The sequence below is a fragment of the Paractinoplanes deccanensis genome (assembly GCF_016862115.1).
GTDB lineage: Bacteria > Actinomycetota > Actinomycetes > Mycobacteriales > Micromonosporaceae > Actinoplanes > Actinoplanes deccanensis.
The window spans coordinates 15,670-29,361 of record NZ_BOMI01000148.1 but is presented as its reverse complement, the minus strand read 5'-3'; the positions used below and the strand labels follow the sequence as shown (position 1 = coordinate 29,361).

At 71.8% G+C, this 13,692-nt stretch carries 12 protein-coding genes; 7 read left to right on the top strand and 5 right to left on the bottom strand.

The window, feature by feature from the left end:
• The first annotated feature begins 76 nt into the window (after nt 1-76).
• The 4 genes from Ade02nite_RS36530 (at nt 77) to Ade02nite_RS36515 (ending at nt 4,537) form a co-directional block, all read left to right on the top strand.
• On the top strand, nt 77-1,345 hold the full coding sequence (locus Ade02nite_RS36530) for a GAF domain-containing protein (RefSeq protein ID WP_203773788.1): 1,269 nt from the start codon (nt 77-79) through the stop codon (nt 1,343-1,345).
• A gap of 36 nt (nt 1,346-1,381) precedes the next feature.
• Entirely contained in the window at nt 1,382-2,905 is a 1,524-nt protein-coding gene (gene adh / locus Ade02nite_RS36525) for an aldehyde dehydrogenase (RefSeq protein ID WP_203773786.1), read from the top strand.
• Nucleotides 2,906-2,907: 2 nt separating this feature from the next.
• Nucleotides 2,908-3,282: a DUF779 domain-containing protein gene (locus Ade02nite_RS36520; RefSeq protein WP_203773784.1), complete on the top strand. Its 375-nt coding sequence runs from the start codon at nt 2,908-2,910 to the stop codon at nt 3,280-3,282.
• A 391-nt stretch (nt 3,283-3,673) separates the two neighbouring features.
• Nucleotides 3,674-4,537: a polysaccharide deacetylase family protein gene (locus Ade02nite_RS36515; RefSeq protein ID WP_239169318.1), complete on the top strand. Its 864-nt coding sequence runs from the start codon at nt 3,674-3,676 to the stop codon at nt 4,535-4,537.
• Nucleotides 4,538-4,565: 28 nt separating this feature from the next.
• Here Ade02nite_RS36515 and Ade02nite_RS36510 read toward each other — a convergent pair whose 3' ends face one another.
• Nucleotides 4,566-4,931, bottom strand: coding sequence for a DUF3499 domain-containing protein (locus Ade02nite_RS36510; protein WP_203773780.1), 366 nt, complete (start codon nt 4,929-4,931; stop codon nt 4,566-4,568).
• Between the two features lie 184 nt (nt 4,932-5,115).
• Here Ade02nite_RS36510 and Ade02nite_RS36505 point away from each other — a divergent pair, with 184 nt between their 5' ends.
• Nucleotides 5,116-5,577 carry a metallopeptidase family protein gene (locus Ade02nite_RS36505; RefSeq protein ID WP_203773778.1) on the top strand — a complete coding sequence of 154 codons (462 nt, stop codon included), beginning with the start codon at nt 5,116-5,118 and terminating at the stop codon, nt 5,575-5,577.
• Nucleotides 5,578-5,584: 7 nt separating this feature from the next.
• On the opposite strand, the gene Ade02nite_RS36500 is transcribed toward Ade02nite_RS36505, so the two are convergent.
• From Ade02nite_RS36500 to Ade02nite_RS36490, 3 genes are all read right to left on the bottom strand, one after another.
• Nucleotides 5,585-5,842, bottom strand: a complete 258-nt coding sequence (locus Ade02nite_RS36500; RefSeq protein ID WP_014688021.1) for a WhiB family transcriptional regulator — start codon at nt 5,840-5,842, stop codon at nt 5,585-5,587.
• 301 nt (nt 5,843-6,143) lie between these two features.
• Nucleotides 6,144-8,678 carry a bifunctional FO biosynthesis protein CofGH gene (locus Ade02nite_RS36495; protein ID WP_239169317.1) on the bottom strand — a complete coding sequence of 845 codons (2,535 nt, stop codon included), beginning with the start codon at nt 8,676-8,678 and terminating at the stop codon, nt 6,144-6,146.
• Nucleotides 8,679-8,914: 236 nt separating this feature from the next.
• Nucleotides 8,915-9,976: a hypothetical protein gene (locus Ade02nite_RS36490; protein WP_203773776.1), complete on the bottom strand. Its 1,062-nt coding sequence runs from the start codon at nt 9,974-9,976 to the stop codon at nt 8,915-8,917.
• 116 nt (nt 9,977-10,092) lie between these two features.
• On the opposite strand from Ade02nite_RS36490, the gene cofD reads away from it, so the two are divergent.
• Nucleotides 10,093-11,049 (top strand): 2-phospho-L-lactate transferase, encoded by a 957-nt coding sequence (cofD, locus tag Ade02nite_RS36485; protein WP_203773774.1) that lies wholly within the window; start codon nt 10,093-10,095, stop codon nt 11,047-11,049.
• A gap of 129 nt (nt 11,050-11,178) precedes the next feature.
• Nucleotides 11,179-12,231: a coenzyme F420-0:L-glutamate ligase gene (locus tag Ade02nite_RS36480; RefSeq protein WP_203773772.1), complete on the top strand. Its 1,053-nt coding sequence runs from the start codon at nt 11,179-11,181 to the stop codon at nt 12,229-12,231.
• Nucleotides 12,232-12,507: 276 nt separating this feature from the next.
• Here Ade02nite_RS36480 and Ade02nite_RS36475 read toward each other — a convergent pair whose 3' ends face one another.
• Nucleotides 12,508-13,170: an HD domain-containing protein gene (locus Ade02nite_RS36475; protein ID WP_203773770.1), complete on the bottom strand. Its 663-nt coding sequence runs from the start codon at nt 13,168-13,170 to the stop codon at nt 12,508-12,510.
• Nucleotides 13,171-13,692 lie beyond the last annotated feature (522 nt).

Genomic DNA, 13,692 nt, shown 5'->3' with positions numbered 1-13,692 from the left:
GTACCACCACTATTACGGGTGCCGCTTGTCGCCCGGCGTGATGGGGGTCACGATGATGGTGTCTGGAGGTGCTCCCGTGGCCAACCCGTGGCTCGCCCTCGACGCCGGTGCCGACCCAGCGGAGCGCATCCGGCAGGTCGGGCGCGCCCACGAGCGGTTCGTCGGCGGCGAGAAGGCGGGCGGGAACATCCGGCCGGTCGTGGCCGAGTCGTGGCGGCGCTCGGCGGTCGCCCTGCCGAGCGCGGACAGCACCGCGCCCATCGAGCTCGGCGACGGCGAGCTGGAGGCCTACCGGGCCGGTCACCCGCTGGCCCGGGTGTTGCCGATCTTCCGGGACCTGCTGGGCGGGCTCGCCGAGGACGGCGAGCACCTGATGGCGGTCTGCGACGCGTACGGCAGGCTGCTCTGGGTCGAAGGCACCGCGAGCGTGCTGCGCGGGGCGGAGCGCATGAACTTCGTGCCGGGCGCCCGCTGGGACGAGGCGCACGCGGGCACCAACGCGCCGGGCACGGCGCTCGCCGTCGACCATCCGCTGCAGATCTTCGCGACCGAGCACTTCAGCCGCCCGGTGCAGCGCTGGACGTGCGCGGCGGCGCCCATCCACGACCCGGCCACCGGCGGGCTGCTCGGCGCGATCGACGTGACCGGCGGCGATCACCTGGCCAACCCTCACAGCCTCGCCCTGGTACGAGCGACCGCGCTCGCCGCCGAGGCCTACCTCCGCGGCCACGGCGTGCACACCCCGACCGAGGGCACCGTCTCGGCCCTGGGCCGCAACGAGGCGCTGCTGACCTTCGGCGGGCGCCGGTGGCGGCTCGGCCGGCGGCATTCCGAGCTGCTCGTCCTGCTGCTCGCCCGGCCCGCCGGCAGCACCGGCGAGGAGCTGGGCTTCGAGCTGTACGGCGACGACGTCAGCCCGGTGACGATCCGCGCCGAGCTGTCCCGGCTGCGCCGCACCCTCGGCCCCGAGCTGATGGAGTCGCGCCCCTACCGCCTGCGCGCGGAGCTGGACGCCGATTTCCGTACGGTCCCGCGCCTGCTGGAGGCCCGGCGTCCCCTCGACGCCCTGCGGCAGTACGCCGGCCCGCTGCTCCCCGGCTCCGAGGCACCCGGCGTGGTGCGCCTGCGCCGCCTCGTCGACGGCCAGCTCCGGGCCGCCGTGCTGGCCAGCCGCGACACCGAGGTGCTGCGCGGCTGGCTCAACTCGTCGTGGGGCTCGGACGACCTGGCCGTCTGGGAGGCGTACGCCAAGCTCCTGCCCTCGAACCCGCTGGCCCGGGCGCGCATCCGCGAGCTCAGCAACGAGTACGGGCTTGCAACGTTCGTGCAACGTCCCCGTAATTAGCGTCGCCCGTACCCCAGGAAGGTACGGAGGCAGCTCATGACCGTGTATTCCGCGCCCGGTACCGACGGCGCCATCGTCAGCTACCAGTCCCGGTACGACCACTTCATCGGCGGCGAGTACGTGGCGCCCGCCAAGGGCCAGTACTTCACGAACCCGTCGCCCGTGACCGGCCAGGACTTCACCGAGATCGCCCGCGGCACCGCGGACGACGTCGAGAAGGCCCTCGACGCCGCGCACGGCGCCGCGGACGCGTGGGGCCGCACGTCGCCCGCCGAGCGGGCCGTCATCCTCAACAAGATCGCCGACCGGATGGAGGCGAACCTCGAGAAGCTCGCCGTCGCCGAGGCGTGGGAGAACGGCAAGCCGGTCCGCGAGACCCTCGCCGCGGACCTGCCGCTCGCGATCGACCACTTCCGCTACTTCGCCGGCGCGATCCGCGCGCAGGAGGGCACCGCGGGCCAGCTCGACGACGACACCGTGGCGTACCACTTCCACGAGCCGCTCGGCGTGGTCGGCCAGATCATCCCGTGGAACTTCCCGATCCTCATGGCGACCTGGAAGCTGGCCCCGGCGCTCGCCGCGGGCAACGCGGTAGTGCTCAAGCCCGCCGAGCAGACCCCGGCCTCGATCCACTACCTGATGTCGCTCATCGCCGACCTGCTGCCGCCGGGCGTCCTCAACATCGTCAACGGGTTCGGCGTCGAGGCCGGCAAGCCGCTCGCCTCGTCCAACCGGGTCGCCAAGGTCGCCTTCACCGGCGAGACCACCACCGGCCGGCTGATCATGCAGTACGCCTCGGAGAACCTCATCCCGGTCACCCTGGAGCTCGGCGGCAAGAGCCCGAACATCTTCTTCGAAGACGTCAGCCGGGCCGACGACGACTTCTTCGACAAGTCGCTCGAGGGCTTCGCGATGTTCGCCCTCAACCAGGGCGAGGTCTGCACCTGCCCGTCCCGGGCGCTCATCCAGCAGAGCATCTACCAGGACTTCCTGGCCGCGGGCGTGAAGCGGGTGGAGAACCTCAAGCAGGGCAACCCGCTCGACACCGACACCCAGGTCGGCGCGCAGGCCTCCAACGACCAGCTCGAGAAGATCCTCTCGTACCTGGACATCGGCCGGCAGGAGGGCGCCAAGGTGCTGACCGGCGGCGCCCGCGCGGAGCTGCCCGGCGACCTGTCCGGCGGCTACTACGTCCAGCCGACGATCTTCGAGGGCACCAACGCCATGCGGATCTTCCAGGAGGAGATCTTCGGGCCGGTCGTCTCGGTGACGTCCTTCGCCGACTACGCGGACGCGATCAAAATCGCCAACGACACGCTGTACGGGCTGGGCGCCGGCGTCTGGACCCGCGACATCAACCTGGCCTACCGGGCCGGCCGCGCGATCAAGGCGGGTCGCGTCTGGACGAACTCGTACCACACCTACCCGGCGCACGCGGCGTTCGGCGGCTACAAGCAGTCCGGCATCGGCCGGGAGAACCACAAGATGATGCTGGACCACTACCAGCAGACCAAGAACCTGCTGGTGTCGTACAGCCCGAAGGCGATGGGCTTCTTCTAGAGATGGCCACCAGGGTCGACGTGACCCCCGCGGCCGCCGACATGATGCGGCGGCTGCGGGGACAGCACGGTCCGCTGATGTTCCACCAGTCCGGCGGGTGCTGCGACGGCAGCTCCCCCATGTGCTACCTCGAAGGCGAGTTCCGCACCGGCCAGTCCGACGTGCTCCTCGAGTCGCTGAGGATCGAGGGCGTCGACGAGCCCATCACGTTCTGGATGTCCGCCGCGCAGTTCGAGCTCTGGAAGCACACCCACCTGACGGTGGACGTGGTCCCCGGCCGCGGTTCCGGCTTCTCGCTGGAGGCGCCCGAGGGCGTACGGTTCCTGATCCGTTCCCGCCTGCTCACCGAGGAGGAGCTGGCCGAGCTCTCCGCCTAGACATCCCCCGTACCCGGGGCCGGGCCGGCCGTGCGGCCCGGTCCCGGCCTTGATCCGGTGGGCCACTGTGGCACGTACTCCATCGTGTCGTTGTGCCGGATCACAGAGGACGAACGTGCCGAACCTCCCGTCGCGGGCCTATGCCAGCCTGCGTGACATGCGAAAAACCTTCAGCCGCCTCGCTCCTGTACGCACAGTTGCCGGCCAGGTCCTCGCTGTCGTCGGCCGTTTCCTCGCCCGGGCCGACAACTGGCTGATATCCGTCATATTCGGCAACGATCGTGCCGCCGCGGCCTCCCCCGATCGTGCCGAAAGCGCCTCAGACATGGCGAATCACCCCTCGAACGCGGCATCGTCGGCAGCCGGAACGTTCGGGGAGGCTGTCATGCGGATGTCGCGCGCCAGAAAGGCCGTGCTGCTCGGAGTGGTGGTGCTCGCCGTGGGCCTGACCGGCCGGGCCGCCGCCCAGTCCACACCCGACGAGCCGGACACCCGGCCCGCCGCCGCGCCCGCCACCTCGCAGCCCGCCGCGCCCGCCACGTCGAAGCCGGCCCCGCCGAAGAGCACCACGAAGCCCTCGATCCAGGCGCCGCCCAAGGGCAAACCCGCCAAGGGCAACCCCAACGGCAAGAACATCTCGTACGCGGGCGGGCCCGCCGGCAGCCGCACGATGACCGGCACCAAGGGCATCGCGCTCACGTTCGACGACGGCCCCGACCCGGCCACCACCCCGCAGCTGCTCAAGATGCTCGCCCAGCAGCACGTGAAGGCCACCTTCTGCCTCGTCGGCAAGAACGCCGCGCGGCACCCCGAGCTGGTCCGCCAGATCGTCGCCGGCGGTCACACGCTCTGCAACCACACCTGGGACCACAGCCTCAAGATCGGCAAGGACCCGGAAGCGAAGATCCGCACCGATCTGATGCGCACCAACAACGCCATCCTGCGGGCCGCGCCGAACGCGAAGGTCAAGTACTTCCGCGCCCCGGGCGGCAACTTCACGCCCCGGCTGGTGTCGGTGGCCAACAAGCTGCACATGACGTCGATCTACTGGAAGCTCGACCCGCGCGACTGGGACCACAAGAAGGGCGAGAGCTCCGCGGCCCACCGCGCGCGCCTCATCTCCACGATCGAGAAGCACGCCCGGCCGGGCGCGATCATCCTGTCACACGACTACGCGCAGCCGGACACCATCGCGGCGTACCGCACCCTGCTGCCCTACCTGCGCAAGCGGTTCCAGCTCGTCGCGCTGCCCTGACCACCCGGCGCGCCGCGGGCGCGGCGGGTCAGTGCGAGGGCGGGATCACCCGGAGATGTCCCCGGCGGCCGGTCTGGTGGCCGGGGGCGTCCTGCTCGTCCGTGCGCGGCGGCGGGGCTGCGGGGCGGGCAGCCTCGCGGACGGCGTCGGCCAGGGCGACCAGATCGTCCGTGGTGGGCGGGGGCGGCGCGAAGTCGCCGTCGTGGCGGACCAGATCCCAGCCTCGGGGGGCGGTGAGGCTGCGGGCGTGCGGCTCGCACAGGTCGTACGTGTGGGGCTCGGCGAACGCCGCCAGGGGGCCGACGACGGCGGTCGAGTCGCTGTAGACGTAGGTCAGAGTGGCGACCGCCTGTCGGGGACAGCCGTTCCGGGAGCAGCGCCGTGGTGACCTCACGGCGGCACGTTATCGCTCCGGAGGGCCGCGTGGGCGCGGAAGGCCCGCGACACGCCGACTCACGATGCATCACGATTCGGCGATGGGCGGCAGACACGCCGCCCCGATGGGGCGAATTCGGGCACGACACGCTTGTGACGTGGCCTGGAGCCGCGCCACACCGGCGGAGGACTAGAGTTGTCCGGTGACCACCAGCCCCGAACCCCGTTCGCCCCGCCGATCCGGCCCGGGCCATCCCGCCCGCCGCGACCGGCACGGCCGCGGGCTGCGCGGGCGGCTGGTGCCGGCGACGGTCCCCCTGGCCCGCACCAAGGCCGAGATCTTCGACGACCTCGTGCTCGACACCGTCGAGGGCCTCGAGCGGCGATACGCCAAAGAGCTCGCCGGCGTCGAGTTCGCGGTCGAGGACGTGCCGCCCGAGCTCAACGTCTACGACTCCGACGTGCTCGAGGACGGCGAGGTGCCACTGGCCCGCCTGCTGCCCGGCCGCCCCGGCCGGCAGGAGCTCCCCCCACGGATCGTGCTCTACCGGCGGCCGCTGGAATTCCGGGCGATGGACCGCGAGGACCTCGCCGACCTCGTCCACGATGTGATCATCGAGCAGGTAGCCAACCTGCTCGGGGTGGATCCCGACGAGCTGTCCTGAGCCTGGCTCAGGCGACCCGCCGCTTGAGCTTGCGACGTTCCCGCTCGGACAGTCCACCCCAGATGCCGAAGCGTTCGTCGTGGCCCAGCGCGTATTCCAGGCACTCGGCCTTCACTTCACAGCGGCCGCAGATCCTCTTCGCCTCCCGGGTGGACCCACCCTTCTCCGGGAAGAAAGCCTCCGGATCTGTCTGCGAACACAGCGCCCGCTCCTGCCACTCGGGCGCGTCCCCGAGCAGGTCGACCCCTTCAACCTGCGCTTCCATCGGCGTGCCTCCCAATTTCCGCGCCGGCAGCGATGCCGGCGCTGACCCCCCACGCACGCGTGCGTGTTTTTTGTGAGCCGGACACGGATTCCCTGACCGCGGATCCGCGGCGTCGCAGCCCACAACCCCACCGAAATTACACGCGTGTAAGACGTGCGTCGTCAAGCCGAACCTGATAAATAGGCCCGTTTCCCCGGCGCGCCTTCGGCGCGTCGTGGTCCCGTTCCTGCCCTATCTCTCCGGAGCCCCGGTTGGTAACGCGCTCGCGACCTCACGAGTCCAATTTAACCCGATTTGTGACCTACCGTCGACCGTAGGTGGTCGTCCGCTCCACCGCAGGCCGGCCGGCCGCCGCTGCCAGTTCCTTCAATTCGGCGACCGTACGCGCCGAACCGTGCTCCGAACCGGCCATTCGGGAGATGGTTTCCTCCATCAGGGTTCCCCCGAGATCATTACAGCCGCCGTTGAGCATCACTCGCGTTCCGTCGTCACCGAGTTTCACCCACGAGCATTGGATGTTGTCGATCCGGCCGTGCAGCAGAATCCGGGCCATCGCGTGCACGACCCTGTTCTCCCGCCAGGTCGGACCGGCCTTCGCGATGCCGGCGAGATAGATCGGCGCGTTCGTGTGAATGAACGGCAGCGCCACGAACTCGGTGAAACCGCCGGTCACGTCCTGGATGCCGGCCAGCACCCGGAAATGGCCCAGCCACTGCCGGGGATGATCGACGTGGCCGTACATCATCGTCGAGCTCGACCGGATGCCCACCTGGTGGGCGGTGGTGACCACGTCGACCCAGGCGCTGGCGGGCAGCTTGCCCTTGGTGAGCACCCAGCGCACGTCGTCGTCGAGGATCTCGGCGGCGGTGCCGGGGATCGTGCCGAGGCCCGCGGCCTTGAGCTCGGTGAGCCATTCGCGCACAGAGACGCCCGCCTTGGCGGCGGCCGTGACGATCTCCATCGGGGAGTACGCGTGGACGTGCATGCCGGGGACGCGGTCCTTCACGGCACGCACCAGATCGGCGTACGCGGTGACGGGCATCTTGGGGTCGATGCCGCCCTGCATGCACACCTCGGAGGCACCGTCGCGCCACGCCTGCTCGGCGCGGTCGGCGACCTGCTCCACGGAGAGCCGGTAGGCGTCGGCGTCCTTCTCGCGCTGGGCGAACGCGCAGAACCGGCAGCCCACGTAGCAGACGTTGGTGAAGTTGATGTTCCGGTTCACCACGTACGTGATGTCCTCGCCGTTGACGTGCTTGCGCAGGTCGTCGGCGATGCGGGCGAGCTCGTCGAGGGCCGGGCCGTCCGCGTTGAACAGCGCCATCGCCTCGTCCTCGTGCTCCGGCAGCAGCAGCTTGGCGGGGTCCTCGCCGGCGAGCTTGAGGCCCTTGACCACATCGCTGTCGAGCGTCCTGCGGGTGTCGGTCGTGACGTGCGCGGCGACCTCGTTCCAGTCGCCGTAGACGTCGTCGAAGTCGGAGCGGCGGTCGCCCGTGCGGCCGTCGGTGTCAATCGTGGCGAAGAGGTCGGTGCGGCCCTGGCCGTACGCATCGTCGGGCTCCTGCCAGGGCAGGCCCTTCAGCTGCGCGTCCTCGCGTGCCAGCCCGTCGGCGCCCGCGAGCGCGCTCACGTGCGCGGCGAGGCGCGGGTCGAGCCAGCCCTCGGCGCCCCGGCGGACGTACTCCGGGTAGATCGTGAGCCGCTCCCGCAGCTGGAAGCCCGATTTCTCCGACATCTCGCGAAGAAGCTCGATCTGGGGCCACGGACGCTCGGGGTTGACGTGGTCCGGGGTGACCGGCGAGACGCCGCCCCAGTCGTCGATGCCGGCGCGCAGCAGCAGCGCGAACTCGGCGTCGATCAGGTTGGGCGGCGCCTGGATGCGGGCGCGCGGGCCCATGATGACCCGGCCCACGGCGACCGTGGCGGCCAGCTCGCGCAGCTCGGCGTCGGGCATGCCGCGCATCGCCGTGTCCGGCTTCGCGCGGAAGTTCTGGATGATGACCTCTTGGATGTGCCCGTACTCGCGGGCGGCGCGGCGCATCGCGAAGAGCGCGTCCACCCGCTCGGCGCGGGTCTCCCCGATGCCGATCAGGATGCCGGTGGTGAACGGCACGCCCACGCGGCCGGCGTCGTCGAGCACGCGCAGGCGTACGGCCGGCTCCTTGTCGGGAGAGCCGTAGTGCGGGCCGCCCTTGTCGGACCAGAGGCGAGTGGCCGTGGTCTCGAGCATCATGCCCATGCTCGGGGCGACCGGCTTGAGGCGCTGAAGCTCGGCCCAGCTCATCACGCCGGGGTTCAGGTGCGGCAGCAGGCCGGTCTCCTCCAGCACGGCGATGGCGACCGAGCGCACATAGTCGAGCGTCGAGTCGTAGCCGCGCTCGTCGAGCCACTGCCGGGCGGCCGGCCAGCGCTCCTCGGGGCGGTCGCCGAGCGTGAACAGGGCCTCCTTGCAGCCCTGCGCGGCACCCTCGCGGGCGATGGCGAGCACCTCGTCGCGCTCCAGGAAGGCGGCGGGCAGCCGGTGGGGCACCGTGGCGAAGGTGCAGTAGTGGCACCGGTCGCGGCAGAGCCGGGTGAGCGGGATGAAGACCTTGCGCGAATAGGTCACCACACCGGGACGGCCGGCCTCCCGAAGACCCGCGTCGCGGATGCCGCCGGCGATCGCGAGCAGCTCGTCGAAGCTCTCGCCGGTCGCGGCGAGCAGCGCCGCGGCCTCCTCGGCATCGACGGCCTTGCCGTCGGCGGCGCGGCGCAACGCCCGTTTGATCTGCGCTTCGGTGGGCGCCTTCTCGGTGGGCGTGATGCTGACGGTTTGTACGGCGTTGACCTCGACCACCAGAGCAGCCTAGGCCGGATTCCGCGTGACTGCCCCGGCGGTGCCCGGCCGCACGCAGTGGGATAGGACACGGCGGCCCGTCGCACGCGGTCCGCGCGCTCTCTCCGGGCGGCCCCACCGCTCTTTTCCGAGCGGCCTGACGCTCGCTTGGCGCGCCGGACGAACCCTCTTTCCGGCGGCCCGTCTCCCGCCTTTCGCGCTCTTTCGCGCTGTTCGGGAGACGGGACTCGCGGAGGTCAGTGCCGGGGCGGGTCCTGGTCGGCGGGGCCGAAGCCCGGGCGCTCGTCCGGGATCTTCTCGGTGCGGTCCTCGCCCGCCTTCTGCGGCTCGGCGGGAACCACCTGGGTCGGCTCGCTGAACGGCGAGGCCGCGGGCGGGACCGCAGGCGCGGACGGCGCCGGAAAACCGGGAGCCGGCGCGGGCGGGGCCGACGCCGGGAACGCGGGCGCGGGCGGGGCGGACGACGGCGGTGCCGCCGGGTGGGCGGGCACGCCCGACGCCGGGATCGGGACGGCGGGCTGGTTCCACGAGGGCGGCTGCGGCTGGCCCTGCACCGGCTGGCCCTGCACCGGCTGGCCCTGCGCCGGCTGGCCCTGCGCCGGCTGGCCATGCGGCGGCTGGCCCTGCGGCGGCTGGCCGTACACCGGCTGGCCGTAGGGAGCGGCGCCCGGCGGAGGCGGCGGATAGGCGCCCGGCTGCGGCTGGCCCGGAGGGGGACCGTAGCCCGGCGGCGGACCGTAGCCCGGCTGGCCCGGGTAGGCGCCCGGCTGGTTGTACTGCGGACGGCCGTACACCCCGGGCTCGGTCTTGGGCCGCGGCACGAAGAACATGCCCTGCCAGATGCGGAACACCGCGTAGGCCGCCACGCCGAACACGGCGAGCCAGGCCACGCGCACGAGCAGCTCCTCGAAGGCCACCCGGGCGCCGTTGTTGCTCGCCAGGTTGATCAGGCCGATCAGCACGCCGAAGAAGACCGCGAAGAACGCCGCCACCGCGTATTCGGCCAGGGCGGCCAGCACGATCAGCCGGGCCTTCGGATGGCGCGGCTGCACCAGCAGCGCGAGCAGCACGGCCGCGATCGGGAAGAAGATCGTCTCGACGTTCACGAAGTCGTCGAAGATGTCCTGCGTGCGCAGGCCGAAGCCGACGTTGCTGTCCGGGATCAGCCGGACGATCGCCACGAAGAGCAGCAGCGCGGGCGCGCCGACGAGCGCGTACGCCGCGAGGTCGCGCAGCGGGCGAAGGAACTGGCCGGCCGGTTTGCCCTCGCCCGGCGGCGGCTGCGGTTGGCTGGTCACGGAGTCTCCCTGACGAACGATGGGGATGGCGGGTCGGCTCAGCGTAGTCCGGCCCCGCACGGCGCCCGGATACCCGGCGGGCGGTTCTGTCATACCCGTACGCGAGGATGGTGGGCATGCGGATCGTGGTCCTTTCCGGTGGCATCGGCGGCGCCAAATTCCTGGTCGGTGTGCGCGCCCATGCGAGAGCGATCGGCGCCGAGGTCACCGCGGTGGTCAACGTCGGCGACGACGTGCGCATGCACGGCCTGCAGATCTGCCCCGACCTCGACAGCGTGATGTACACGCTGGGCGGCGCCCACGACCGCGAGCGCGGCTGGGGCCGGGTCGGCGAGACGTGGGTGGTCAAGGAGGAGCTCGCCGCCTACGGCGCCGAGCCGTCGTGGTTCGGCCTGGGCGACAAGGACACCGCCACCCATCTCGTACGCACGCAGATGCTCACCGCCGGCTACCCGTTGTCCCAGGTCACGGCGGCTTTGTGCACGCGATGGCAGCCCGGCGTCACGATCGTCCCGGCCACCGACGACCGGCTCGAGACCCACGTGGTCGCCGACGTCGAGGGCGAGCGCAAGGCCATCCACTTCCAGGAGTGGTGGGTGCGCTACCGGGGCGACGTGCCGACCCACCGCTTCGTCTTCGTCGGCGCCGACGCGGCCAAGCCGGCCCCCGGCGTGCTCGAGGCGCTGGCCGAGGCCGACGTGGTGCTGATCGCGCCGAGCAACCCGGTGGTCAGCATCGCCCCGATCCTGGCGGTCGCGCCGCTGCGCGAGGCGCTGGTGAGCGGCTCCGCACCGGTGATCGGCCTCTCCCCCATCATCGGCGACTCGCCGATCCGCGGCATGGCCGACAAGTGCCTGGCCACGATCGGCGTCGAGGTCACCCCCGCCGCGGTCGGCGGCCTCTACGGCGCCCGTTCCGCCGGCGGCGTGCTCGACGGCTGGCTGGTCGACACGAGCGACGCCGGCGCCGAGGTCCCCGGCGTCGCGACCCGCGCGGTCCCGCTCTGGATGAGTTCCGAGCAGGCGACCGCCCAGATGGTCGCGGACGCCCTGTCCCTGGCCGGCGTGGCGTGACGCTCCTCTCCCCGGCGACTGCCCGCGACACCGCGGGGGCATGCTGGGTCGGTCCTCGTCGCCGGGCCCTCACCCCTCCGCCCCTTCCGTTCCCGTCGGCCCACTCCCACTTCGAGACTTGGAGGCAGCGTGATTGACGGGCTCGAGATCCTTCCGGTGCGCGGCATCGGCGACGTGGTGGCCGGCGACGACCTCGCCGAGCTGATCACCACGGCCGCGCCGTGGCTGGCCGACGGCGACGTCCTCGTCGTCACCAGCAAGATCGTCTCGAAGGCCGAGGGCCGCCTCGTCGAGGTGCCGGCCGACGGCCCCGAGCGCGACGCGGCCCGCGCCGCCGCGCTCGAGTCCGAGACGGCGCGCGTGGTCGCCCGCCGCGGCCCGACGACCATCGTGCAGACCCACCACGGCTTCGTGATGGCCGCCGCCGGCATCGACGCCTCCAACGTGGACAAGACCCACCTGGTGCTGCTTCCCGCCGACCCCGACGCCTCGGCCCGCCACCTCCGCGACGCCCTGCGCGAGCGCGGCCTCGACGTCGGCGTCATCGTCTCCGACACCATGGGCCGCGCCTGGCGCAACGGCCTCACCGACGTGGCCCTGGGCGCCGCCGGCATCGAGCCGTTCCGCGACCACCGCGGCGAGACCGACCCGTACGGCAACCAGCTCGAAATCACCCAGATGGCCGTGATCGACGAGCTGGCCGCCGCCGGCGAGCTCGTCAAAGGCAAGATCGACGCCGTACCGGTGGCCGTGGTCCGCGGCTACCCCCGCACCGGCATCCGCGACGCCGAGGGCGCCCGGGTCCTGCTACGCGAAGCCGCCACCGACATGTTCAGCCTCGGCACCACCGAGGCCCGAGCCGCCGGCCTGCGCGACGCCGCCCAGCTCCCCGACGGCCCCAAGGCAGCCCTGCCGGGCAACCCGGTCGACCCGGCCGCCGTCGAGCGGGCCCTGACCGCCGTCGACTTCGCCCACGCCACCGTCCTGCAGCCCGCCGAAGCCATTGCCGGCAGCGGCGCCACAGCCGCCCTCCACCTGAGCACCCGAGACGCGAGCCCCGCCGGCTGGATGCGCCTGGGCGCCGACGCCCACCGCCTGCGAGCCGCCCTCGCCGCCGAGGGCGTGATCACCTTGTCACTGCCTCACGAGGACGGCATCCGCCTCGACCTCTCCGGCGCCTAGACACATCAGCCGCCGACCTGGTTGTCCACAGGCGCCCGCCGCTTGTCTCTGGTTGTCCACAGGCTTCCGCCGCTTGTCTCTGGTTGTCCACAGGCTTCCGCGCCATCGCTCGACTTTCGGCACAATGGTGCGCAGAGGCGGGGGCCCCCTTGGGAGGGCGGGCCTTCGTTGGGCGGGCCTTCGTTGGGCGGGCCTTCGTTGGGCGGGCCTTCGTTGGGCGGGCCTTCGTTGGGCGGGCCTTGGCTGGTGCCGGGCGATGTTGCCGGGTGGGGCGGGTCAGGCTTTCGCGTCCCATTCGGCGAGGAACTCGTCGAGGAAGTTCGACAGGACCTGGTGGCGGTGCTCGGCTATGCGGGCGCCGGCCTTGGTGTTGATGCGGTCCTTGAGCAGCAGCAGCTTCTCGTAGAAGTGGTTGACCGTCGTGCCCTTCGCGGCCCGGTAGGCGGCCACGTCCGCGTGCATCGTGGGCGGCACGTCGGGGTCGTGCATGAGGCGCTTGTCCCAGCCGCCGTAGGCGAAGGCGCGGCCCACCCCGATGGCGCCGATCGCGTCGAGGCGGTCGGCGTCCTGCACACACTGGCCCTCCAGGCTCAGCGGCACGTCGGCCACCCCGGCACCCTTGAACGACAGGTGGCGAATGATGTGGGCGACCGCCTCCGCGGTGCCCGCGTCGACGCCCTTGCCGATCAGCCAGGCCTGCGCGAGCTGCGGCCCGGCCTCCTCGCTGCCGGAGAACTTGTAGTCGGCGATGTCGTGCAGCAGCGCCGTCAACTCCACCACGAAGAGGTCCGCGCCCTCTTCCCGGGCGATCCGCAACGCCATCCGCCGCACCCGGTCCGCGTGGAACCAGTCGTGCCCGGTGGCGTCCGAACCCAGCCGCTCGCGCACCAACTCCTCGGCCGCGCTGACCACCCCGGCCCGAAAGTCGTCATCAGACATCCGGGCACTCTATCGCAGTCCGACTTTCCCGAAATGTTCCGCAGCGCCGTAGTCAGAGGAGCGCGGGGCGAGAAGCGCGAAAGGAGGAGGGGGGCGGGCAGGGCAGAAAGCGCGCGGGAGGAGGGGCGGTCAGAAGCGCGTGGGAGGGGCAGGCAGAAAGCGCGCGGGAGGAAGGGCGGCCAGAAGCGCGTGGGAGGGGCAGGCAGAAAGCGCGCGGGAGGAGGGGCGGCCAGAAGCGCGTGGGAGGGGCAGGCAGAGAGCGCGCGGGATGAGAGGCGGACGAGCGAGAAAGCGCGCGGTCGAACAGCGCGAGAGGAGGGCGGACGAAGGGGCGGCGGGGGGACGGCCGGAGCGCACGGAAGAAGGGGCGACCGAAGCGCACGGAAGAAGGGACGACCGAAGCGCACGGGTGATCGGCGTGGGAGGAGGGGACGAGCGGGAGCGCGCGGGCGAGAGCGCGCAAAAGAGAAAGCCAGAGAACGCCGCTGAGAGAGCATCAGACAGAGACCGCGCGACAAGCGG